Origin of the sequence: Ilumatobacter sp. (assembly GCF_030065885.1) — a bacterium.
Lineage (GTDB): Bacteria > Actinomycetota > Acidimicrobiia > Acidimicrobiales > Ilumatobacteraceae > Ilumatobacter.
On the sequence record NZ_JASJCS010000081.1, the window covers coordinates 1 to 23,740 of the forward strand.

At 68.4% G+C, this 23,740-nt stretch carries 19 protein-coding genes; 10 read left to right on the top strand and 9 right to left on the bottom strand.

The window, feature by feature from the left end:
- The 3 genes from QNJ12_RS16160 to QNJ12_RS16170 form a co-directional block, all read left to right on the top strand.
- Positions 1–774, top strand: a 774-nt coding sequence (locus tag QNJ12_RS16160) for a hypothetical protein (protein WP_300624117.1), incomplete at its 5' end; no start/stop codon positions are given.
- 145 nt (positions 775–919) lie between these two features.
- Positions 920–3,001, top strand: coding sequence for a hypothetical protein (locus tag QNJ12_RS16165; protein WP_300624118.1), 2,082 nt, complete (start codon positions 920–922; stop codon positions 2,999–3,001).
- Entirely contained in the window at positions 2,998–3,834 is an 837-nt protein-coding gene (locus QNJ12_RS16170) for an SDR family NAD(P)-dependent oxidoreductase (protein ID WP_300624119.1), read from the top strand. Before QNJ12_RS16165 ends, QNJ12_RS16170 begins: the two co-directional genes overlap by 4 nt.
- A gap of 79 nt (positions 3,835–3,913) precedes the next feature.
- Here the strand turns inward: QNJ12_RS16170 and QNJ12_RS16175 are convergent, their stop codons facing one another.
- The 5 genes from QNJ12_RS16175 to priA all read right to left on the bottom strand — a co-directional run bounded on the left by QNJ12_RS16175 (position 3,914) and on the right by priA (position 7,519).
- Positions 3,914–4,258, bottom strand: coding sequence for a hypothetical protein (locus QNJ12_RS16175; RefSeq protein WP_300624121.1), 345 nt, complete (start codon positions 4,256–4,258; stop codon positions 3,914–3,916).
- Positions 4,248–4,937 carry a hypothetical protein gene (locus tag QNJ12_RS16180; RefSeq protein WP_300624123.1) on the bottom strand — a complete coding sequence of 230 codons (690 nt, stop codon included), beginning with the start codon at positions 4,935–4,937 and terminating at the stop codon, positions 4,248–4,250. Before QNJ12_RS16180 ends, QNJ12_RS16175 begins: the two co-directional genes overlap by 11 nt.
- Before the next feature lie 6 nt (positions 4,938–4,943).
- Entirely contained in the window at positions 4,944–5,303 is a 360-nt protein-coding gene (locus tag QNJ12_RS16185) for a hypothetical protein (protein WP_300624125.1), read from the bottom strand.
- Positions 5,304–5,772: 469 nt separating this feature from the next.
- A complete protein-coding gene (locus QNJ12_RS16190; RefSeq protein ID WP_300624127.1) occupies positions 5,773–6,612 on the bottom strand; it encodes a class I SAM-dependent methyltransferase in 840 nt (279 codons plus the stop codon).
- Between the two features lie 160 nt (positions 6,613–6,772).
- Positions 6,773–7,519 (bottom strand): bifunctional 1-(5-phosphoribosyl)-5-((5-phosphoribosylamino)methylideneamino)imidazole-4-carboxamide isomerase/phosphoribosylanthranilate isomerase PriA, encoded by a 747-nt coding sequence (priA, locus tag QNJ12_RS16195; protein WP_300624129.1) that lies wholly within the window; start codon positions 7,517–7,519, stop codon positions 6,773–6,775.
- A 354-nt stretch (positions 7,520–7,873) separates the two neighbouring features.
- On the opposite strand from priA, the gene QNJ12_RS16200 reads away from it, so the two are divergent.
- The 5 genes from QNJ12_RS16200 (at position 7,874) to QNJ12_RS16220 (ending at position 19,454) form a co-directional block, all read left to right on the top strand.
- On the top strand, positions 7,874–8,884 hold the full coding sequence (locus QNJ12_RS16200; RefSeq protein ID WP_300624131.1) for a hypothetical protein: 1,011 nt from the start codon (positions 7,874–7,876) through the stop codon (positions 8,882–8,884).
- Between the two features lie 61 nt (positions 8,885–8,945).
- On the top strand, positions 8,946–13,406 hold the full coding sequence (locus QNJ12_RS16205; protein WP_300624133.1) for a hypothetical protein: 4,461 nt from the start codon (positions 8,946–8,948) through the stop codon (positions 13,404–13,406).
- A gap of 16 nt (positions 13,407–13,422) precedes the next feature.
- Entirely contained in the window at positions 13,423–17,193 is a 3,771-nt protein-coding gene (locus tag QNJ12_RS16210) for a LamG-like jellyroll fold domain-containing protein (RefSeq protein WP_300624135.1), read from the top strand.
- A gap of 28 nt (positions 17,194–17,221) precedes the next feature.
- The gene (locus QNJ12_RS16215; RefSeq protein ID WP_300624137.1) at positions 17,222–18,709 is read left to right on the top strand and encodes an FAD-binding oxidoreductase; all 1,488 of its coding nucleotides are present in this window, start codon (positions 17,222–17,224) and stop codon (positions 18,707–18,709) included.
- Positions 18,690–19,454 carry a hypothetical protein gene (locus tag QNJ12_RS16220; RefSeq protein WP_300624139.1) on the top strand — a complete coding sequence of 255 codons (765 nt, stop codon included), beginning with the start codon at positions 18,690–18,692 and terminating at the stop codon, positions 19,452–19,454. The genes QNJ12_RS16215 and QNJ12_RS16220 overlap by 20 nt, the downstream gene beginning before the upstream one ends.
- A gap of 39 nt (positions 19,455–19,493) precedes the next feature.
- Here QNJ12_RS16220 and QNJ12_RS16225 read toward each other — a convergent pair whose 3' ends face one another.
- A complete protein-coding gene (locus QNJ12_RS16225; RefSeq protein ID WP_300624140.1) occupies positions 19,494–20,117 on the bottom strand; it encodes a hypothetical protein in 624 nt (207 codons plus the stop codon).
- 199 nt (positions 20,118–20,316) lie between these two features.
- Here QNJ12_RS16225 and QNJ12_RS16230 point away from each other — a divergent pair, with 199 nt between their 5' ends.
- A complete protein-coding gene (locus tag QNJ12_RS16230; protein ID WP_300624142.1) occupies positions 20,317–20,766 on the top strand; it encodes a hypothetical protein in 450 nt (149 codons plus the stop codon).
- A gap of 164 nt (positions 20,767–20,930) precedes the next feature.
- On the opposite strand, the gene QNJ12_RS16235 is transcribed toward QNJ12_RS16230, so the two are convergent.
- Both QNJ12_RS16235 and QNJ12_RS16240 read right to left on the bottom strand, forming a co-directional pair.
- Positions 20,931–21,755 (bottom strand): SDR family oxidoreductase, encoded by an 825-nt coding sequence (locus QNJ12_RS16235; protein ID WP_300624144.1) that lies wholly within the window; start codon positions 21,753–21,755, stop codon positions 20,931–20,933.
- Positions 21,756–21,863: 108 nt separating this feature from the next.
- On the bottom strand, positions 21,864–22,445 hold the full coding sequence (locus QNJ12_RS16240) for a YdeI family protein (protein ID WP_300624145.1): 582 nt from the start codon (positions 22,443–22,445) through the stop codon (positions 21,864–21,866).
- 196 nt (positions 22,446–22,641) lie between these two features.
- On the opposite strand from QNJ12_RS16240, the gene QNJ12_RS16245 reads away from it, so the two are divergent.
- Positions 22,642–23,283 carry a class I SAM-dependent methyltransferase gene (locus QNJ12_RS16245; RefSeq protein WP_300624146.1) on the top strand — a complete coding sequence of 214 codons (642 nt, stop codon included), beginning with the start codon at positions 22,642–22,644 and terminating at the stop codon, positions 23,281–23,283.
- 39 nt (positions 23,284–23,322) lie between these two features.
- Here the strand turns inward: QNJ12_RS16245 and QNJ12_RS16250 are convergent.
- Positions 23,323–23,740 (bottom strand): N-acetyltransferase (locus tag QNJ12_RS16250; RefSeq protein ID WP_300624147.1); only part of this gene is annotated, 418 nt, incomplete at its 5' end.

The window sequence follows — 23,740 nt, forward strand, 5'->3', positions numbered from 1 at the left end:
GTCCGCCACGAGCTCTCGGAAGGTGAGGTCCGCACCCGGCTGTCGTCGGCGACGGTCACGTTCGAGGCGACGTTCGACACGGCGGGCACCACCCGCGAGGAGCTCGCGCTCGACTGGATCGAGGCGGGCGACATCGTCTGCCACCTCAACGCCATCTGCGACCTCCACTACTACGACGCCGAGACGCTCGACGTTCCGGTTCAGCTGCCGGCCGACGTCGCCGTGACGGAATTCGCGACGCCGTGGGACGCCTTCGTCGGCCCGGCGCCCGACGTGGTGTTCTTCCGCGACAACGCCCAGGAGTATGCGGTCAAGCACTGGTACGACCTCGACGTGATGGTCGGGGAGCTCCCGTTCAGCGGCCTCGCCGACCGGACCCACGCCGTCAGCGGCGCCGGAAGCCTGGTCGGTCGAACGAGCGATGTCGCCGACTCCGAGTACACCTACGTCGGCGATGTCGTCCTCGACGGCGACCAGGTGACGTTCGCGCTCGACCAGGAGGTGGTCAACGCGCTCGGCATCGGCAACATCTTCACGACCGGCACCTTCGATCTGGCCACCGGAACGGGCACCCAGACCGTGGTCGACTGTCAGGGTCCCTCGCTGTTGTGCAGCGACATCGAGAACGGCTCGACGGCGTTCTACACCGCCCAGGACCTCGATGCGTCCGACCCCGACGCCGTCTCGTGGCGAGTGGACGTCGCCGTCGACCTGGGTGGCAGCTTCGGAACCGCGGACAGCGCATCAACGTTCCTGGCGACACGGGTGAACTGACCCGCAGTCGTCGCCCCGGAACCCGGCCACTCATCCCGGAACGCTTCAGCCCTTCGGCCCTGGCCAACGACCTGGTCGCGGGACTACAGAGGAGTCATGACTGGTCAGATCGCACCTCCGTCAGGTGCCCGACTCCACCCGTGCCATGCCGGCGCGTAAGTACAAGATCGTCGTCAACGTCACCTTCCAGGGCGACGAGTGGGACTACGACGAGCGCGTCACGCTCGGCGGTCACCGCTTCCGGCTGATCCGGGTCGGCACGAGCGGCGATGCCGAAGCAGCCGAGGAAGGTCTCGAGCACTGGTCCGGGAAGGCCGACGCCATCGCCGTGAGCGGGGTGCGCGAGGCCCGGGCCGCCGGTCACGACGCCGGCCAGGTCGAGGACCTGCAGCGGATCAAGGAATCGACGACGCTGGTTCCCGTCCGCGACGACTCGCTCGTCACCGACATCTTCCAGGAGTGGGCCATCCGCCGGGTCGAAGCCGAGATGCCGGGGTACTTCACCAACGCCCGGGTCGTGGTCGTGGGCGGGACGACGCGGGACAGGACGATCGCGGTGCTGCGGGAGTTCACCGACAACATCGTGTTCGACGACGCCGGTCACGACATCGTGTTGCCCGGCCGGGTCAAGACCAACCCGGTGACGGCGGCCGCCGCCGGGATCGGGGAGTTCGCCTGGCGGCAGGTCCCCGGCTTCGTGAAGGACCAGGTCGCCGGGCCGGTCGGGCTGGTCAGCGACAAGGTCGCCCACTTCGCCGCCGAGGACGCCGACGTCATCATCGGCTCGTTCTCCGAGCTCATGCGCTTCGGCCTGCCGGACCTCGCCGGCAAGGCGGTGATCACCAGCACCGTCTCCGACGAGCGGTTGGCCGCGCTCAGCGAGCTCGGTGCCGACCTCGTCGTCGACGTCACCCCGCAGCCGTTCGACTTCGTCGTCGTGCCAGCGATGTACGAGGCGATGGTCGCCGCGACCCTGCCGGCGGGGCAGGAGCTCACGACCGACGATCTCGCCCAGTTCATCCAGGACGCCGAGCTCGAGTCGCGACTGCTGTGGCCCCACGGCTACCGCCGCAAGAGCCGCTTCTCGTTCGTCATCCACCCGCTGTCGACCGAGTACTTCAAGAACGTCGAGCCGCTCGGCCGGATCACGAACATCCCCGGCATGAGCCAGGTCGTCGAGAAGGCCGTCGCCTACATCCCCCCGTTCGTCTACAGCCACGTGACCGGCATCGTCTCCGACACCGGCGACGAGGCCGAGGGCTGGCTGATCACGGTCGGTGGCACCCCGAAGGAGATGCTCGCCCACCCGCCCGAGTTCACCTATTCGCGCTTGCTCGAGGCCGCCGATCTGTCGCGGCGTCTCGGCGCGCAGATCATGGGGCTGGGCGCGTTCACCAAGGTGGTCGGCGACGCCGGCGTCACGGTCGCCAAGCAGGCGCCGCTACCGGTGACCACGGGCAACAGCTACAGCGCCTCGGGCGCGTTGTGGGCGGCTCACGAGGCGGTGCGCCGGCTCGGGATCGCCGAGCCCGACGAGAACGGGATCCTGCACGGCAAGACGATGGTCGTCGGCGCGTCCGGGGCGATCGGGTCGGTGTGCGCGCGCCTGCTCGCCCTCGCCGCCGACGAGGTCTGGCTCGTGTCGCCGGAGACGGCGAAGCTGCTCCAGATCAAGAAGGAGATCGAGCGGGACGACCCGCGTGCCATCGTGCACGTCGCGACCGATCCGGCGGCTGCGCTGCCCGACATGGACATGATCGTCACGGCCACGTCGGCGGCGGGGCAGAAGGTGCTCGACATCATGAGCGTCAAGCCGGGCTGCGTCATCACCGACGTCGCCCGCCCGCTCGACATGTCGGCCGAGGACGTCGCCAAGCGACCCGACGTGCTGGTCATCGAGTCCGGTGAGGTCGAGCTGCCCGGTGACGTGCGGATGAAGAACATCGGCCTGCCCGACCACGTCGTCTACGCCTGCCTTGCCGAGACGATCGTGCTGGCGCTCGACGGTCGCTACGAGAACTTCACCGTCGGTCGCAGCATCAGCTGGCCGAAGGTCAAGGAGATCTACCAGCTCGGCCTCAAGCACGGGATGAAGCTGGCGACGATCTCGGGCGTCAACGGGCCGTACACCGACGAGGACTTCGAACGGATCCGGACGGCGGCGCTGGCCGCCCGGGCCGAGCGCGAGCCGACCGGCGCCGGGGCCGAGTCGAAGGAGTCGACATGAGATCTGCGGAGGGCAAGAACGTGCTCGTCACCGGCGCCGCGATGGGCATGGGCCGGATGTTCGCCGAACGTGCCATCGCCGAGCAGGCGTCGGCGGTCGTGCTCTGGGACGTCGACGAGTCCGCCCTCGACGGCACGCTCGCAGAGCTCGGCGGCGGTCCGAGCGAGGTCAGCGGCTACGTCGTCGACGTCAGTGACGCCGATGCGGTCGCCGACACGGCCGCCACGATCCTCGACGATGTCGGCCGCATCGACGTCCTGGTCAACAACGCCGGTGTCGTCCGGGGCAACCGGTACTTCTGGGAGACCGACCTCGAGCGCGATGCCAAGTTCACGATCGACGTCAACACGCTCGCCCCGATGTACGTCACCCACGCCTTCCTCCCGGCGATGATCGGCGCGCCGGGCGATTGCCGGCTGCTCAACCTGGCCTCCGCGGCGGGGTTCACCCCCAACCCGCGGATGGCGGCCTACGCCGCCTCGAAGTGGGCGGTCATCGGGTGGTCCGATTCGGTCCGGCTCGAGCTCAAGCAGGCCGGCCACGACCACGTCAAGGTGACGACGGTGTGCCCGTACTACACGCGCACCGGGATGTTCGAGGGGGCGAAGTCGGCGCCGCTGCTCCCGATCCTCGACCCCGCCGAGGTCGTCGACGAGGCGTGGAAGGCGACGCTCGCCGGGCGGCCGTTCGTCGTCCTCCCCAAGACGGTGCAACTCGGCGAGATGCTCAAAGGTGTCGTTCCGACCGGCGTGCGCGACTTCCTCGCCGATCGAGTCTTCGGCGTCTACCACACGATGGAGGACTTCACCGGCCGGGCCGGGCCCAGCACCTGAGGAGGCCCTCCCACGCTCGTGTCGCTCGACTTGGCACCCACGGATTCGCTCACGTCGGGCGAGCCGGTGGCGCTTCCGCCTACGACTTCCTGGTGCTCCAGTGCTCGGTGTCGGCCCGTTGGTGATCCTGTGCTCGCGAGCTCATCTGGCCTGTCAACTCGGGGATGGCGACGACCTTGAACGACACCGAGCTCTCGACCTGTTGGGTCGACGTCTGCGTCGACTTGCGGAGCCAGCCCTTGACCTTCCCGCTCTCGTAGCTGAAGGACATCTGGACCGTCACGCTCATCTCGGGGATGACGTAGCCGTGCCCGCTGGTGGTGGTTCGCTCGTGGACGTGCTCGGAGGCGTTGATCAGTGAGTCCGTCATGCTGGTGAGGAGCTTGTCCAGGTCGACGCCGACCGGGCTGATCTCATCGGCCACTTCCCGACCTCCCCGGCGCGTTGACGATGACGGGCTCCGACTCGGTCACCGGGTCGGAGCAACTGACACGGATCTCCCACGACCGAGCCCTCTTCGCCGGCAGGGGTTCCGTCCTGCCGTCTTCCAGCTCGACGTGCCCCTCTCGGGTGTACACCACGAACCGGGCCGATCCCGAGCGATCAGCGCTGATGTCGAATTCGTGGATCTGCCCTCGCTCGCGATCGGCGCGCGTGATGCGCACCGTCATGTTGGCGAACGAGACCGGTCGGTCGTCCTCGTCTCGGATCTCTGCCTCGTACTCGTGACGCGCGTAGGTGCCTGCGGGGTCGTAGACGGACCGGACGTAGAGGTAGGGCTCCTGCAGCGTCGCCACCGGGAGCGGCTGGATGCGGAACCGGATGTGCGACGGAGCATCGGCCGGGGGTCGGAAGTCGAGCAACACCTCGTTGTCTCCGTCGCCGTCCTCGACCCGGACGTCGACGCCGACCGCCAGCTCGACATCGAGCCCGTCGATGCCGAACGCCGGCCGCCTGCCGGTACGGACGTCGCTGCGCTCACGGGCTTCGCGCAGCGCCGTCCCGGCCGACTTCGCGACCGCCTCGCGGAACTCGTCGAGCACCTTGTCCAATGGGACGCCGAATCGGCCGGCGCCGGTGCGGTCGTCGGGCACGCTCTCCATACCGGCTCAGGAACCGGATGGCTTCGGGGCGGCTGGCTCCGGGTTCTCCCCCGGCTCGGGCGGCACGGCGCGCAGGACGAGGCGAATGCGGCTCGACGCCTCCTCGCTGTAGGAGTACGTGCTCTTGTAGGACGCGTTCACGTTGAAGGCACTGAGCTTCAACCCGCCTCCGAGCTCCGCTTCGCGGGCACTGTTGATGGTGATCGCGACCTTCAGCTCCACCTCGGCTTCGGGGATGGTGTAGATGACGCCGGACTCGCTCTTGGACAGCTCGGCGTTGGCCACGGCCACGGCGAGGCCCAGACCTTCGACGAGCTCCTCGACCGGCGCAGCGAGCAACTCCTCGGATGCTGACGTGTTGGCCATGACGATGTCTCCTTGCAGTTTGCGGATGGTTCGGCAGGGTGCTCGTACGAGTTCACGCAACGTCGCCCGGATGACGAGACGCCGCAGCACCTTGGGCCACAGCGACGCTCGCAACACCACCCGGTGGCGCTGCGGCGTCCGGGTTGCATCGATCGTCGCGTTCACCGGCACCTTGGACGAGGTCTGACGAGGGAGCCCCGTCGGCCCGGACACTGTCGCCTTTCCCCTTCTGCGGGCCGCTTCACGTCGCAGGAGCTGCCACGGCGATGTTGACCCCTGGTGGTGGTCGTGTCAAGCGAGATCGCAGTGACAGGCGAGCACGTTCGAGCGGTGGTCGTCGGGAAGGGTCATGAGTCGGCTCGCGGCGGGTTGGCGATCGCGAGTTCGGTGGTGATGTCGGTGAGCAGTGCGGCGACCTGTCTCGGCAGCTTGAAATAGGGGGAGGGACGATCGGTTCGCCGGTCGCCGGTCAAGCCCTGCGAGCTGCGTTGCGTTCGCCGCCGCAGAGGACGTAGATGCGGCTCTCCAGCTTGCCGATCAGCCGGTAGATGCTCCACAGGGCGTTGCCGTACATCACGCGGTAGGTCGTCTCGCCGAGCTCGTCGAGGAGGCGCTCCCGGTCCCGACGGAGACGCGACACCTGCAGCAGGTAGTTCGGGGCCGTACCGGCTTCCTGTGAGGCTTCGACGTGCTCCGAGCCGAGGACGTCGAGTCGCTCGACCGAGAAGCCCGTGGCGGCCACCGTGGCCTCGAAGTTCGCAACCGACAGCCGCTCGGGGACCGTCGCCGTGTCCGCGCACAGCCGGCGTTCCTCGTCGGGATGCAGCATCGGTGTCGCGAACACCTCGAAGACGACCATGTGTCCACCCGGAGCGAGCACGCGCCGGCACTCACTCAACGCCAGCTCGAGATCCTCGATGTGACCGAGCATGTCGCGAGCGAAGACCAGCCGAACGCTCGCGTCGTCGGCCGGGATCTGCTCGATCGAGCCCGGCCGCAGCTCGACCAGGCGACCGAACTCGTGTGCCGCCACGAGCACGCGGCCTCGATCGTTGTTCGCAGGGACCGGGTCGACCGAGATCGCCCGGCACCCGAACCGTTCGGCCATCAGCAGGGCGTGCTCACCCTCCCTGCCGCCGATGTCGAGCACGACGTCGCCGGGCCCGACGCCGAGTGCTGCGACGACGTCGAAGATCGCCACGCTCGGGCGGGGAGACAGCGAACGATCGAGCGCCGCGACTGCGGCGTCGTAGTCCCAGTCGCCGTACATCTCCGCGACCGTCACCGGGTTCGACCAGTCGCCGCTCATCCGCGCCACGCTAACGAGGGTGCGATGGGCCGCCCGACCGCGTTCGGCCGGCGCACGTCACGCAAGGTGCTGCACCCGAGACCGATGGGATCGAGGGCGACGGGGTCGGTTCCTGCAACGGCTGTGCCTGCGGGGCGATCGCCGATCGACAGGTCGTCGCTCACCGTCCGACGGTGACGCGAAGCCCATCTGCCAGCGTGAAGCGGCCGTCGTACAGCGCCGTCCCGATGATCGCTCCCTCCACGCCGATCGCGACCAGGTCGACGAGGGCCTCGAGATCGGAGAGCTGCGCGACGCCGCCCGACGTCACGATCGGTCGGTCCGTCGCGGCGCATACGCGGCGCAGCAGCTCGAGGTTCGGGCCGGACAGCATGCCGTCGGTGTCGACATCGGTGACGACGTAGCGGGCGCAGCCCTCGCGATCGAATCGCTCCAGCACCTCGAAGAGGTCTCCGCCGACGCGGGTCGAGCCCCGCGCGGCGAGCGTGCGACCTCGGATGTCGAGACCGACGGCGACCCGGTCGCCGTGCGCAGCGATCGCGGCGGCGCACCAGGCCGGCCGTTCGAGCGCGGCGGTGCCGATGATGACCCGGCGACATCCGGTCGCGAGCGCCGCGTTCAGCGACTCGTCGTCGTGGATCCCGCCGCTGATCTCGACGTCGATGTCGAGTGCGCCGACGATGTGCGCCACCAGGTCCCGGTTGTGGCCACGCCCGAACGCCGCATCCAAGTCGACGAGGTGGATCCACTCGGCACCGCCGCCCTGCCACCAGAGTGCCGCCTCGGCAGGAGGTTCGACGTTCCCGGCCCCGGCGCCGCCGTGCACGAGTTGCGCCGTCCGGCCATCGGCGATGTCGACCGCTGGGAGGAGCTCGAGGGCCGTCGGTTCGGTGCGTTGACTGTTCATCGGTTCCAGCTGGTCATGATGTCCGTCGTGGTGCCCGGTGACGTCTGGGGTCACGGTCGTGGGCGGAGCTGCCAGCGGCGACCGTCCCCGGCGGCGATCGCCGCGACCAGCCCCCGACGTCGTCGGTGCCGATCGGGACATCTTCTCACCGCACGCGGCATGTAGCGCGGGCGGCCCGGTATCCGTTCGCGTACCGCACACCGCGCAGCGGACCGACCGCGCTTCAACGGCTGTGGCCGTCAATCGCTTGCGCACTGCCAAGGCGACACTTAGGCTCGGCCGTCGGGGAATCGGGGTGAACATGGCCCAGCCAATGCGATCGATGCGGGCTGTCGGGGGACGAGGAGATGCGTCGTGCCGCTGAAATTCGCGCTGTGGAACATGAAGAACGTTTCGGAGCGCAGCCTTGCCCGGCTCTTCGAGGATCTGGAGACCCACCAGCGGCACACGAACCTGGTCGCGTACACCAACTTCATCAGAAGCAACAACGTCGACTTGCTCGCGATCATCGAGGTCACGATCAAGACGGGTGAATCAGCCGTTCAGCAACTTGCGGCCTCGGTGGGGCAGGGCTGGGGGTCCGTCACGACAACGGATCGCACCTATGTCACGCGCAAGGGAGAGTTCAACTCGGTCGTGTTCAACAACGCCTCCACCGACGGCTCGGTGCACGTTGCCGGGGTCACGGAGGCGAACTTCCCGCAAAAGGCCAGTAGCGGCACCAAGACGACGTTCCTGAATCGCGTGCCGGTGCTCTTCAAGTTCGCGCTCCAACAACCAGCCAACAAGGTGCTTCAGGTGATCACCTGGCACACCCCGCAGCCGAAACACATCAACATCGACCAGGAGCTTCGAGCCTTCGCCGAGAGCTTGCAGGATCTGGCGATCCTGCACACCAACAATCCGTCGAGCGCACTCGCGGTCGACGTCCAACAGCCGTTGCTCGTCAGTGCCGACTTCAACTACGACACCGCCCCGAGTTCCAACCAGTTCGGGCCGTGGAACAGGAACATCTATGCCTGCAGCCTCGGACTTGCGATCGACGGCTACATGAGGAACTTCGCCGGGCTCAACAACGGCAAGCCGACGACGCTCGTGGCCAAGGACCCGGCCACGTATGCCAACCACAAGAACGCGCACATCCCGACCACCTTCGATGACCTGCTGGCGAACGCCTACGACAACATCCTCGTCAACCAGCTCCACATGTCGGGCAGCGTTGCGACCGTGGAGAATCACCTCCAGACGCACGTCGCGGCCGACAAGCTGACGTTCACGTACAACCCGACGAACTGCACACTCGAGATCAGCAACGCCCGCAAGATCAGCGATCACTGTGCAGTGATCGCGTCGCTGACGTTGTGACTCGGTCCGGCATCCCGGCGGGCCTGCGGGCACGCGGCCCCACACGGCGGGAGGGTGCAGGATGAACGCGGGCGGCCTCCATCACTACCTGACCGCCACGTTCACCGCCGGCAACGTTGCCATCGACGATCGCTTCCTGGCCCACGTAGGTGTCACGCCGTTCCTCTCCGACCATGTTCCCCGCGGGCTGCTGGCCATCCGGGACGCGGTGATCGAGCCTGTCTCGGGCGCCACCGTCACGGTGACCGGGACGACGACGTTGCTCGGGATCGAGGTCGACGCCCGCATCGACTTCAACGAGGTGCCGTCCGGCTTCGACCTGCTCGTCACCGCTGTCCTGCCCGCCGACTGGAAGTTCTCCGACAGCTTCGAGAACCTCCCCGAGAGCCTCAACTACTCGCAGGGCTTCCCGTACCTACAGGACACCTTCCTCGACGAGCTGTCGATCTCCGACGTGATCGCGTACATCTCGTCTGCTCCGGCCGAGGCTCAGCCCGGCGTGCACATCGGCGACGGCGTCAGCCTGGCAGCGTCGCTGCGCTTCGACGGCCCCCTCGCCGAGGTCGCCGAGTTCGCCGGTTCGGCAACGGCTGACCTCTCCGGTGGGCTCGACCTGACCGGCGACACCCCCAGTCTCGACCTGCGGGCCCCGGTTCCCTTCGCCGTGACGTTCGGTGACATCTCGCTGGACGACGTGGAGATCGTGCTCTTCTCCAGCCTCGACGCTGCCAAGCGCACCGACTCCTACTTCCAGATCGAGAGCACGCTCAAGGTGGACGGCTTCGAGCTCGACATCGCCACCCGGCTCGTACTGGGCAGCGCCGACCTGATCGTCCAGGAGGGGAAGTTCGTCCCCGATCAGGTCAAGGTCCCAAGCCTCGGCCAGCTCGCCAACCTGGTCGGCGCCGACGACCTCGAGCAGTCGCTCCCCGCCGCGTTGCGCGGCGACACCGGCCTCTACTTCTCGGACGTCGCGCTGACGCTCCGCCCATCGGACAAGACCGTGCTCTTCGTCGAGCTCGAGCTCGAGTCGAGCGAAGGCAGGACCTGGCCCGTGGTGCCCGACATCCTCGAAGTCGGCAACGCCAAGCTGGCCTGGCACATCATCGATCCGCTCAACACCAGCCAGGCGCGGGCGCTGTCCCTCGCGATCGCCGGGACGATGTTCATCGACGGTGTCGGGTTCGACGTGACCGCCCGGCTGCCCGACGGGTTCGTGCTGTGCAGCCTGGGCGAGGACGACGAGATCGATCTGGGTCGGCTGTTCAGCCACATTGGCCTCGACCTCGACGTGGTCGGGATCTCCGACCTCAGGTGCACCGAGTTGCGACTCTCGGCCGATGTGGCCGGGGCTGACTACGGCTTCTACACCGAGCTGACGAGCGATTGGAAGATCCCGATCGGCAGCCAGCAGCTCACCATCACCGGCTTGTCGTTCGAGTTCGACACCACCCGCGATTCCACACGAGTTGACGCGGCGGGCACGTTCGAGATCGCCGGCGCCGCACTCTTCCTGTCCGGGCGGAGCGAGAGCACGGGTGGGTGGGCGTTCGAGGGCGGCACCTCCGGCACCTCCCAGATCAACCTGACGCACCTCGTCGCCGAGCTGCTCCAGCTGTTCGGGGCGTCGCTGCCTTCCGAGGTCCCGGACATCACACTGCGGAACCTCGACGTCCGCTTCAACACCGCCACCAAGGAGTTCGACTTCGAGGGCCAGACGGACACCGAGATCGAGGTCCCGTTCATCCCGGGCGAGGCCGGCAAGATCCACGCCGAGGTCAAACTCGCCTCGACCGTCGACGGATCGACCGGCAAGCGCCAGCTGGCCGGTTACATGGAGGGCGACCTCACGATTGGGTCGTCGCTGTTCACGCTCCAGTACGAGATCGGCAAGGAGAGCCACGTCTTCAGGGCGTCCTGGGAGAGCACCGACGAAGCGGACCTGCTGGGCATCGACACGCTGCTCGCGGCCATCGGCGCCAGCCACGACGTCGAGATCCCGTCGGGCGTCGACCTCAACCTGAAGAAGGCCTACCTGGAGTACCAGGCCGAGCGGGAGACGCTCACCCTCGTCGCCGACTCCGCGACGTACGGCCAGGCGTTCCTCATGGCCAGCAAGCTGCCGCTCGGCGCGCCCGATCCATCCGCACCGCCCACAGCGGAAGGCAGCTGGGAGTTCGTGTTCGGCCTCGAGTACGCCGGGCACAGCCAGCTGTCGGACATCCCGGTACTCGGCGACGAACTCGGCGCCGCCGACATCTTCAGGTTCGAAGAGCTCGGGATCCTCATCTCATCGGCCGACGTGAAGGCCTTCGCGATGCCTCAGCTCCCGGCGCTCCAGTCCGTAGACGTCGGCAGCGGCGCCGCAGCGACGACCCCGGCACGGAGACCGGTCGCCGCCGACACGACGCTCCAGCTGGCGAAGGGCATCTCGGTGGTCGGCGTGATCGCGATCGACCAGGGAGAGCAGACCGGCGAGATCACGGCGCTGCGAACCGTGATCCCCGAGACCCACCTGACGATCTCGGCGTCGTGGAGCCCCGGAGCGAGGATCACCCTGCGAGCAGTGCTCGACGGGAGCGTGACCATCCCGACCGGCGGCTCGTCCGATCTCGAGATCGGTAATGCCGCCCTCGAGTTCATCTTCGCCGACGACGTCATCTTCCGCCTGTCCGGCGAACTGGCGATGCACTTCGACCACCAGACGATCGACGTGACACCGGCCATCGCCATCAGCGCCGAAGCGTTCGTCTTCTCGGTCGACGTCGAGTTCGAGGACGGCTGGCACGCGCCGATGGGCATCGCCGGCCTGACGCTCGACGAGGTCGGCTTCCTGTTGGGAGTCGAGTTCCTGCCTGCGCCCGGCCTCGACCTCGGCCTCGAGGGCAAGTCGCACATCGGGAATCACGCCCCGGCCGGCGACGACTTCGCCTTCGTCCTCGAGATGGTCGAGGAGATTCCGAACCCGCTCCTCCTGTCCTTCTACCTCGACGAGATCGACGTGAAGACCGCGATGCAGGTCTTCGCGCCCGAGGCGGACACGTCCTCGCTGCCGTCGTTCGTCAACGACCTCGAGGTCACCCAGCTCAGCTTCTACTGGGCCGAATCGGTCGTCACGCTGCCAGATGGCACCGTCGCCCAGCCCGGCCTCCGGTTCGGGGGCAACGTCGACATCTTCGGCTTCGAGGCACACGCCGCGCTCGAGATCGACCAGATCGTCGGCATCGCCGGCGACCTGGAGACCTCGCCGATCCACGTCGCGCCCATCCTCGCCGTCACCGGCCACGGCAAGGGCGTCTTCATCAACGAGCGCAACGGTCGGCCGGTGCAGCTGAAGGCACTGCCCGCCGCGGACACCCACGACATCGAGCGGGTGCAGGTCGTCCCGCCGGGCGGGCCCGCCATCCAGTTCCGCACCAGCCAGTCGCCCTACCTGTACGTGACGCTGCTGGTGTCCTTCCTCGACATCGAGCACGTCGAGGTCGAGGCCCTCGTCACCAGCGACGGCATCCTCTTCAAGCTCGTCTACGGCATCACCGACGTCGCCGAGGCCGAGCTCGACTTCACGGTCGGCAAGGACGGGTTCAAGCTCCACTCCCAGTTCGGCCTCCACCTCAAGGCCGACCTCGGCCCCGTCGAGATCCTCGGCGTCGACTTCGGGACGATTCACCTCGACGCCGGCTTCGACATCGAACTCGAGGTCGATGTCGGCCCCGAGCGCTTCCTCTTCGAGATCACCGGCAACTTCGAGTTCGAGGGTGCCCGCCTCGACCTCCCGACGCTCCGCTTGGACGTGGCTCCGTCATCGCTCGCCGAGCTGCCCGAGCTGATCATCGAGCACATCATCCGACACCTCGGCGAGATCTTCGGCGACATGTTCGCCGCCGCCGAGCAGTTCTTCGAGGACGCCGGCAAGGCCATCGGCGAAGCCGCCGAGGCGGTGGGCCATGAAATCGTCGAGGTGGGCGAGAAGGCGCTCGCCGAGGCCGAGCAGATCGTCGGCGACGCCGAGCAGGCGGTCGAACACGCCGTCGACGCCGTGGCCCACGAAGTCCAGGAGATCAAGGACAAGGCCAAGGAGATCCTCGACGAAGCCGAGACCGAGGCTGCGGAGATCTTGACCGCGGCAGAGCACGAGGTCGAGAAGATCGGCGGCGAGATCGCCGAGGTGGCTACCGAAGCCGTCCACGAGATCGAAGCGATCGGCGAGGAGATCGCCCAGGAGGCGACCGTGGTGGCCCACGAGATCGAACACCTGGCGAGCGAAGCCGTTCACGAGGTAGAGGAGATCGGCAGGGCGGTCGAGCAGGAGGTCGCCAAGATCCTCGACGACGCCCGCAAGGTCGCCGACGGGATCATCCACGCCGCCCGGGCCGTGGTCGACGCCCTCGCCGCCGAGGCCGCCAAGCTCTGGAACGAAGCCAAGCACCTCGCCGAGGCGGCGGCCCATGCGCTCGAATCGGCGGGGCACGCCATCGCCAGCACGGCCAAGAAGGCGTGGAACGCCATCAAGAAGTACTAGGGGTGATGGGACAGTCATGAGAATCGTCGATCGCCAGCACGTGCTCTCCTTCGAGGGGGGCTACGTCCAGATCGGCCGGCACGCCGACTTCGACCTGACCGACGCCATCACGATCGCAGCCTGGGTGCGCCCCACCGTCGGCTATGCACTCCAGGCCACCGTCCTGAGCAAGAACTACGCGACCTACGAGCCCCAGGTGCAGCACGGCAGGTTCGTCTTCGAGCGCGGGCCCGAGTACAAGAGCAGTGCCAAGCTGCCAATGCACCGATGGGCCCACCTGGCCGTGACGTTCGACGTCTCGGCCCCGCAGGGCAACGTCAAGCTCTACATCAACGGCAAGCTCGACCGCGCTCACAACGTCACGTCGCCGATGGCGACGAGCAACCACTACCTGCTGATCGGGAAGCGTCCCGGGTGGGACGACGGCCTCTTCCAGGGCCAGATGGCCGGCCTCGCCATCTGGAGGAACGCGCGTCCCGCCTGGCAGGTGAGACAGGAGATGAACGGGCGGATCAACCTCGACGACCCCGACCTCGTCGCCTACTGGCGAATGGCCGAGGGGGAGGGCGAGACGGTTCGCGACGCCTCCGGCAACGCCCACCACGGCACGATCAAGGGCGGGGTGCAGTGGGCTGCGCCCGCCTCACCGGTGGCCGCAGATCTGCCCGAGCGCGGCCTCCGCCGACACACCTCGGTGACGCGCATGGCCGCGTTGCTCGATGCTGGAGGCGCACACCCGGCGCGTCGAGGCAAGCGAGCCGCTCCGACGGCCGCCGAATCGGCGGATGTGCCGCCGAAGCAGCTCCCGCCGTCGGGGCGCGGCGGTGAGAGCACCAAGTTCCTCAACCGCGTGAAGCTCTACAACCAGCAACGGGTGCACGATCATCAGGTCGAAGCCAGCGCTCGGTTGCAGGAGGCGAAGCATGCCGCCGCCGCCAAGGTGCAGGAGGCGCACGCGGAGGCGGCGAAGAAGATCAACAGCACCCGCTTCGACTACCTGTACTTCATCCACGCCGGCCACATCCACCGCGTCGACCCGAAGCACGAGCTCGAGAAGTTCTTCGTCGGCAACGTCGAGACCGTCACGAGCGACGTGGCCGCTCGCCAGCTCTGGCAGGGCACGGGTATCGCCGTGGGCCCGACTGACACGCTGCTGATCAGGTACGTCAGCGGGAACTGGTCGATCAGCCCGGCCGCGAGCAACCTCACCGCCACCGGCGCACGCCAGTACCGGGCGAAGCAGGGATACGCCATGCCCGGCAAGCCCGAGGGGTCGCTCATCGGGCGGATCGGCACCACCGTCTTCTACGTCGGACAGGGGACGACCGCCCCGCCAGGGCTCGAGGGCGAGCTCGAGCTCATCGCCAACGACGACCTCGCCGGCGGGTTCGGTGCCGGTTACGCCGACAACAGCGGCTCGATCACCGTCGAGATCACCCGCGAGAAGCAGCCGGTGAGCGTGCACGCGACGGACGTGTCCATCGACCAGGAGCGCAAGCGGATCTTCTGGGCGCAGGCGATCGTGCCGTTCACGCTCCACTCGGCCGACCTCGACGGCAACGACCACTCGGTGGTCGTGAGCGAGCCCGGGAGGCCGATCACGTCGGTTGCGGTGGAGACCGAGGGCCAACGGGTCTTCTACATCGCAGGTACGGGTGGCATCTACAGCGTCGGATACGACGGGTCCGGCCATCAGCTCGTCCTCGACATCACCGGTCCCGCGCGCGAGCACATGTGGCAGCTCGAGGTCGACAACGACACCAAGCAACTCTTCTGGACGAACGACTTCGGCATCTGGCGTGCCGGTCTGGACGGATCCGACGCTCGCCTCGTCGTACCAGCCGCCGACGCCCCGTTTCCCATCGATCTGGCCGTCGACGGTGAGGGCGGCAGGTTGTACTGGATCGACAAGGAGCTGGGCATGCTTCGTGGCGCCGCGCTCGACGGCTCGCAGCCCGACGATCTCTACGCGGTCGATCATCCGCTGCGCGGCCTCGCTCTCGACTTCGTCTCCGACGAGTTCCCGGAACTGAGACGCGAGGTCTACTGGTCGGCGTGGGAGGACACCATCGGCCCTGCGACCCCCGGCATCGTCGGCCACTGGAAGCTCGACGAGGGCGACGGCCTCACCATCCACAACTCGGCCCGCGACACCCCGGACCTCGTCGTCGGTGGCGCGGCGTTCGACGCGTCCGAGCTGCCACCCAACATGAGCGCACCCCACCACTCGCTCCGTATCACCGGTCCCGCCGACTACGTGCGCTTCCCGCAGCCGCACGTCGCAGCGGTGACGGGCAAGAGCTTCACGGTCCAGGTCTGGGTGCGTCCGGACGTCCTGCCGACCTGGGACGCACCGATCATGACGATGGCCCTTCCGCACGGCGTCAACCAGACGCTCCACCTGACGATCCGCGAGAAACGGGCCTACCTCGGGTTCTGGGCCAACGACATCGCAGGTGGCACCGAACTCGTCGCCGGGCGGTGGACCCACCTCGCATACCGCTACGACGCAGAGCAGCGCGAACAGGCGATCTTCGTCAACGGCGAACTCGATGGGGTCGGGAAGGATCGCGATCCGCTCGAGGCCGACCCGGACCGGATCACCATGATCGGCCGCTGGTATGCGTATCAGTTCACCGGTCACATCGCCGACCTGCATGTGGCGAGTCGCGCGTTGTCGCAGGCCGAGATCAAGGCCAGCCTGACGCTGCACAAGCCGGGTGACGTCGTCCCGAGCATTCGCATCGGACCGACGTGGGAGCACGGCGATGCACCGCCCGTCGTGTACCCGCCCCGCGCCGTCCTCTCGTTCGACGGGATCAGCGACTACGTGAAGATGGGCACGGCGTCCGAGCTGGGGCTGGCGGGCAGCTCGTTCACGGTGGAGTGCTGGTTCAAGGTGGCCGGGTTCGCACCGTATGACCTCCCGCTCCTCGGCACCGATACCGCCGGCCATCTGCAGGGCCTCCACCTCGTCGTCCGCGACCAACGCCTGCACCTCGGCTTCACCGGCAGCGGTGCGAGCGGCGGCACCGTGCTCGAGGCCGGGAGGTGGTACCACGCGGCCTTCCGCTACGACGCCGCCGCGCAGGAGCAGGCGATCTTCCTGAACGGCCAGCGCGACGCCACGAACACCCCGAGCCCACCACTCGAGGGCCGAGAGCCGGTGTACCTGGGCCGCTGGAGAACCGACCAGCTCTTCCACGGCCTGATCTCCGACCTGCGCATCTGGGACGTGGCCCGCACCGATCAGGAGATCCGCGCCAACATGCGGAACTACCGCGAGACGTTCGCGCTCCGTGGCCCGATCGACGGCTCGGCGGCGCCCGAGCACCTGTTCGACATCCCGTCGGAGGGCGGCATGCAACTCGTCTCCAAGCTGAGCGTCGAACACGAGGAACGAGTTCTCGCCTATCGGGAGCGCAAGGCAGCGCAGGAGCGCGCGACGCGTGAGGTCGGCGACGCCCACGCCGAGTCGGACGCGAAGGTGGCCGCCAAGAACGACGAGCTGAAGCGAACGCACGCCGAGAAGGAAGCCGAGATCGACGCGAAGCGGACCGAGCACGAGCAGGACCGAGCCGACAATCGGCGTCGCCTCGCTCAGGCGCAGACCGACTCGCGTCGCAAGATCGACCACGCGATCAGCGACGCCACGCGCAAGCGCGAGGACGCGCACGTTCAGGCATCCGACATCACCGACAAGGCGCGAGCCGACGCCGACAAGATGAAGCGCGACGCACGTGCCGACCGCGACGCCGCCAGGCGCGAGCGTGACAAGCACCGGTAGCGACCGTCTCGCCCGAGCGGTGGAAGCGATGCGGGTGGTCGTCGGCGGGTCCCGGGTATCGACCGGCCCAGACGCGCTGCGCGCGGCGGGAACGGCGACGTTCGCCACCGACCAACGTGTGTCCGCGATCGTTCGTCCGGCCGACGCAGGCGAGGTGCAACGGTGCGTGAGGATCGCCAACGACGCTGAGGTTCCCGTCCATCCCATCAGCCGAGGCAAGAACTGGGGCTATGGCTCGCGGGTGCCGAACACGGACGGTGCGGTCATCCTGAGCCTCGACCGCATGTGCTCGATCGAGGACTACGACGAGCGGCGGGGCGTGGTGTCCGTACAGCCCGGCGTGACGTTTCGCCAGCTGATCGACTACCTCCGTGAGCGCGGGTCGCGACTGTACGTCGGGGTCCCGGGAAGCACGGCCGACGCCAGCGTCGTCGGCAACACCCTCGAACGGGGGATCGTCCAGGGCATCCATCCGGATCGCGCCGGCCAGATCGCTGCGCTCGAAGTCGTGCTGGCCAACGGTGACCGCACCGAGACCGGGGCTCCACCGGCGAGCCGTTCGGCACACGTCCATCGCTGGGGTCTCGGTCCATCGCTGGACGGGATGTTCGTCCAGTCGAACCTCGCGATCGTCACGCGGATGACCCTGTGGCTCGACCCCATTCCCGCATGGCACCAGCACGTCTCGTTCAAGCTCACGGAACCAGGACGGCTCGGGGCGCTGGTCGACGTACTCCAGCTCCTGCGGATGGAAGGCACCATCACCACGTCGATCGGACTCCACAACGCGGTGAAGGTGATCTCGCTGCAGGAGCAGTACCCGTTCGGCGAGACGGGTGGCCGCACACCGCTGCCCGACGCGGTGCTGCGGCGGATCGTCGACGAGATCGGCGGAGGTGCCTGGTTCGGCGAGGCCGGCCTGCACGCACCCACCGAGCAGGGACTCAGCGCTCACGCGGGCCGGCTCCGGTCTGCGCTCGCAGGCGTCGCAGAGGATCTCTCGCTGTCGGCGATCAACGAGCCGGGCCCCTTCTTCAACCCCGACACCGGCCACGCCCTGCACCAGGCCTACTGGCGCAAGCCAGCGCCGCCACCTCCCGACCCCGACCCCGATCGCGACCGATGCGGCGTCATCTGGCACGCACCGGTGATGCCCTTCGAGGCGGACGCGGTCCGCCGCTGCGTGGAGATCGTCGAGCACATGCTTCCCGAACACGGCTTCGAACCGATCATGTCGCTCCAGGCGGTGAGCCCCCGCGCCGTGTACGCCGTGATCTCGATCCTGTACGACCGCGACGTCGCTGGTGAGGACGAGCGCGCGCTTGACTGCTATCGGTCGCTCGCGGCCGCGCTCTCGGGCGACGGGTTCGAGCCGTACCGGCTCGGGCTGCTGGCACGGCCGTCGCCGTCCGGCCGCTCGCTGGTGCACGCGCTGAAACGAACGTTGGACCCCAAGAACATCCTGGCGCCCGGCCGCTACGACTTCGGTGACCGCGATGCTGATCCGCCTGTTTGAGTGGGAGGATCAACCGTGGCTCCCGCGGCGACTCCGTGGATATCTCACCGAGTTGCTCCGTCACCAGGTCGGCGAGGTCTACCTGCCGGCGCTGCCGATCCTGACGCGCTGGCTCGCCGCCAACGAGTGTCGCCACGTGGTCGATCTGTGCAGCGGGGCCGGCGGGCCGTGGCCGGTGCTCGCTGCGGCCATGCAGGAGTCTGCGCCCACTGTCCTGTTCACCGACATCCATCCCTACGACGGGCCGGTTCCTGCTGACCGGGGCGGGTACCACCCGGTGCCGGTCGACGCCCGCTCGATCCCCGCCGAGCTGGTGGGATGCCGCACGATCTTCACCGGCCTCCATCACTTCGGGCGGGCCGAGGCCAGGGAACTGCTCCGTCGTGCGGCCGACGAACGCGTGCCGATCGCCGTCTTCGAGTTCACCGAGGCCCGGTGGCGGAACGTGCTCGGGATGTTGCTCTCGCCGATCGTCGTCTGGGCGCAGACACCGGCGATCAAGCCGTTCCGGTGGGGACGGCTGGTCTGGACCTATGTGTTGCCCGTGGTGCCGGCGCTGTACCTCTGGGACGGGATCGTGTCCCACCTGCGCTCGTACCGCGTCGCCGACCTCGAGAGCTTGGCCACCGGGCTCGACCGTGATGGATACGGGTGGGAGGCCGGCCGCGTGATCGTGCCGTCCGGCGGAGCACCGATCACGTACCTGCTCGGAGGTCGGCCTGCTGCCTCGGCAGGTGATGGTTGAAGTCGCGTCTGCCGACGACAGCTGGCTCCCGATGCGGACTCAGATGGCTGCGGGCGGGTCCGGTCTCGTGGGCACGCTGCCATCCCACTCCTCGAGCGGTGCGCAGTGCCACGCCCACCCGGCGAGCCGATCGAGATCCCCGAGGGCGATGCGCCCATTGGCCCACCTCAGCTGCTCCCAGGCGTCGTCGGCCGGCGTCACCCACGGGAAGAGTCGTCGCAGGACCGACCGGGCGAGATCGTCGGGTGGGTGGAAGGTGAGGCCGAGGCCACGCGCCGCGTCGTCGGTGTGGATCAGCAGCTCGTCGCAGGCCATCGCAGCGAACCCCGATGGATCAGCGGCCCCCAATGGGTGGAAACCCCGTGCCGAGTCGGGGCTGGCGTCGATGACCGATGCGGCGATGTCTGCGTACGCCCTCATCGTGTCGATCAGGTCGGCGTTCGAACCGTCGGCATTCACGCGGTGCTCGACGGCCTGCAGCTCCGTGCCCCCGGCCGCGAGGTCGATGGCGTACCAGAGGCAGCCCTCCGCTGCGTGGGCGATGACGCCGGCGACCGTGAGCTCGAGGTCGGAGATCGCGATGTCCCAATCGGCGTCTGCGGTGGCGCTGAGGAACTCCGAGCACACGGTTGCCGCGCGCCGCACATCGCTGGCATCGGTCATGGTCGAACCCTAGATCGACTGGGAGGCCGTAGGTTCGACGCCGCATGTGTCGCGGCTGCGTTTCGGACGGCCCTCATCGGCATCGATGGGCATCGTGCGAGTGGTCGGGGTTGCATGGGCGGGCACGCCGGAGCACCAATGGAGTCGTGGGTGCGGCCCCCGCACCGGCAGGGCGATTCCCTGAGCGAGAGGAGAGGACATGGATCCGACGATCGTCACCTGGTTGCTCGTCGTCTGGGGGGTGATCACCATGGGGCCGCTCGTGGCCGCTCAGTTCTCGATGCTGGTGAGTCCACACGGCGCACGGACGAAGGAGTGGCTGATCGGCGCGGGCGAGGAATGGCGGGACCAGACGCACTTCCGGTTCTCCCGTGGTGCGGCGTGGGCGGACTGGCTGATCGTCGTCCCGCTGCTCGCGGTCGGCAGTGTCGGTGCGCTGCTCGGTGAGGCCTGGGGGTACGCGCTCTTCGGGACCGCAGGGGCGATCTCGCTCTACATCAACGTCATCCTCTGGTTCATGGAGAAGGAGTACGTGTACCCCTCGCGCGGGCCGCTCAAGTACTTCACCTACTACTGGGGCTTCTTCGTCTACTGGGGCGCCGCCGCCCTCGTGTACTCCGCGCTGCGCGTCGGCGGCGTCGACCTGTGAGCTGACCGCGATGTCAGCCGCGCTCGGCTGGCTGCAGGCGGCTTGCCTCGGGAGCGGACATCGTCGCCGCCGCGTCGCGGCGAGGTGCCGGCTCGAAGCAGTCGACCTGCAGGTGGCGAGGGCCGTCTGTGAAGGACTGATGTGCGACGGCGCCCCCGGCGGCGCTAGAAGAGGCTCTTCTGCGGGCGGATGACGAGCTCTTCGATGTTGAGCTCGATCGGCTGGGTGACGACGTACTCAACTGCCCGTGCGACGTGCTCGACGTGGCCGATGGTGGTGGCCATGGCAGCCTGGAACTGCTCGAGCCGGTCGTCGGGGAGGCGACCCTGCTCGTCGAGCTCGACGTCGGTGATGCCGGCCATCGCGGCGAAGCCCTCGATCATCGCCGGGTCGAGGTTGCGGGTGAAGTTCGTCGCGAACGCGCCGGGAAGGATCGCCGTGACCCGGATCGTGTCGTCCTCGAGTTCCTGACGCAGCGTCGAGTTGATGCAGTTCACGGCGTGTTTGGTGGCGCCGTACACGCCCGACTCGCGTCGGATCGCGGCGACGGACGAGATGTTGACGATGTTGCCCTCCGAGCCCGTCGCTCGCATCGCCCGGATCGCGGCCTGACACCCGACGGCGAGCGCGAGCACGTTGACCTCGAGCATGCCCTTCCAGAACGCCGGGTCGCCGTCGGCGATGGTCGAGCCGACGTCGCCGAAGCCGGCGTTGTTGACGAGGACGTCGAGACGTCCTGTGCGATCCGCCGCGCCCTGCACCCAGCTCTGGAGTGCCCCGACGTCGGTGACGTCGAACGTGGCCACGTCGGCTCGCCCGCCGGCGTCGACGATGCGCGCTGCGGACTCCTCCATCGGCTCGATCGTGCGGCCCATCAGGAACACGTGGGCACCGAGCGAGCCGAGGTGCTCGGCGATCGCCCGACCGAAGCCGCTGGAGGCACCGGTGATGCAGACGGTTCGGCCGTCAATCGAACGTCGGGTCGTCATGGAGAGCTCCTCATCGGCGGTGACGGGCTCGCTGTCGAGCACGTCGGGGTGGAACCCTCGACACTACGGGCTCGATGGATCGAGCCGCCCCTCGTGCTCGTCGACGGTTCAGCGGTCGCGGAGGCCCTTGCCGACGAGGATCTTCGGGGCACACTTCTCGACCCGGGCCTCGCGGGTTGCGGCCTGCTTCGCGGCCGAGACGTGGAGGTGGTACTCGCGCTGCCGGCCGGGCGTCAGCCCCTCGAATGCGTCCCTGAGAGCCGGGTCCCGGTCGAGGCGCCGCTGGAGCTCCTCGACGAGCTCGACGTCGGGCGCCGGGCCGACGGCGAGGCCCGCCTCTTCGACGTCGACGGCCTCGGCGAGGTAGGCCTCGACCGTGCCGCTCAGCCGGGCGACGTCGTCGACGGAGGTGAAGCGAATCCGGCGGGCCGACCGTGAGTTCGGGCCCTGGTCCTCGAGCACGCCGTCGGGATCGGCGAGCAATGCGCCCTTGAAGAACATGAGGGCCAGGAACTCCTTCATCTCCTGCACGATGGCGATGTTCCTCCCGCCGTGGCTGTAGCAGGGCGTGCGCCACTTGATCTGCTCGGTCAGCCCGGCGCGGAGGAGGATCGGACGCAGCGCTGCCATCTCCTCCGGCCACTGCTGCGACCGGCTGATGTAGGCATCGACGTCGGGGTTCGTGGGCATCTCGGACGCGAACGTAGCGGCTCGACGGTGAGGGTGTGTCGGCCGAGCGGGCTCCATCCGCCGCGTCGGCCGGGCGTCACCGCCATCGCTCCGCGGTAGGTGTTTCGCCGGCGCGGCGGTGACCGCGACGTTGCGCCGACAGTGGCGACACGAGGCACGAACGGAGCATGGCGCGAGCTGCTGGCAAGCTGTCGGGATGGCTCGTGCCGACGGTCGCACCTCGCTGTTCGATCGCTGGTCGGCCGCCTACGACGGCGCAGCCCTGCAGCGGGTCGCGTACCGGCCGGTGCACGACGCCGTGCTGGCACGCGTCGACGACCTCGAGCCGGAGACCGTCGTCGACCTCGGCTGTGGGACCGGCCAGCTCTCCCGGCGGCTGCTCGTGCGCTTTCCCGAGGCGACGATCGTCGGCGTCGACGTCTCCGACGGCATGCTCGCCCGAGCAGCGGACCGGTTGGCGAGCTCGGACGCCGACAGGTACGGCCTGGTCCGGGCATCGGCAGGGTGGCTTCCGCTGACTCGGTCCTCGGTCGACCTCGTCGTCTGCACCGAGTCGTTCCACTGGTATCCGGACCAGGCTCGGGCCCTCCAGGACCTGGCGGACGTGCTGCGCAGCGGTGGCCGCTTGGTCGTGGCGTCGATCGCCCTGGTCACCGACGTCGGCGACCGGTTGGTGCGAAGCGTCACGCGAGCCGGCGGCACGCCGGTCAGGGCGATGCCGTCGCACCGGATGCGGCAGCTGCTGGCACGATCGGGGTTCGACGTGATCCATCAGCGCCGCATCCCCCGCCTCGGACCGATCGGCTGGCCCGTGCTCACCGACGCCCGCCGCCGTTGAACATCACGTCCGGCGTCGTTGGGACGGGCGCTCGGCGCGCTACCCGTCGGGATTCGGCGGTCGGATCATCAGCCAGACGGGGACGCCGAGTCCGACGGTCGTGACCTCCTCCACGACCTCGAACCCGTGTCGCTCGTAGTAGCGGACGTTGTCGGCCGTCTCGGTCTCGAGGTAGGTCCTCGTGGCCGCCTGATCGGCGCGTTGCGTCGCGACCCTGACGAGGGCGGACCCCAGGCCCTGTCCCTGGCGGTGGGGCTCGGTACCGAGGGCCATCAGGTACCAGTGCGGCTCTGGGACGTGCTGTTTACTCTTCTGGTCGAGTTGCCGGAACATGGGCATCATCCGCCGCCGGTCGTCGGCCGGCAGCGCCATCGCCGAGCGGACGATCGCCAGCCCGGATCTCAGGACCGGCCAGAATCCCATCCGCCGACCGGGTGGCAGCCAGAGCGCGACCGCG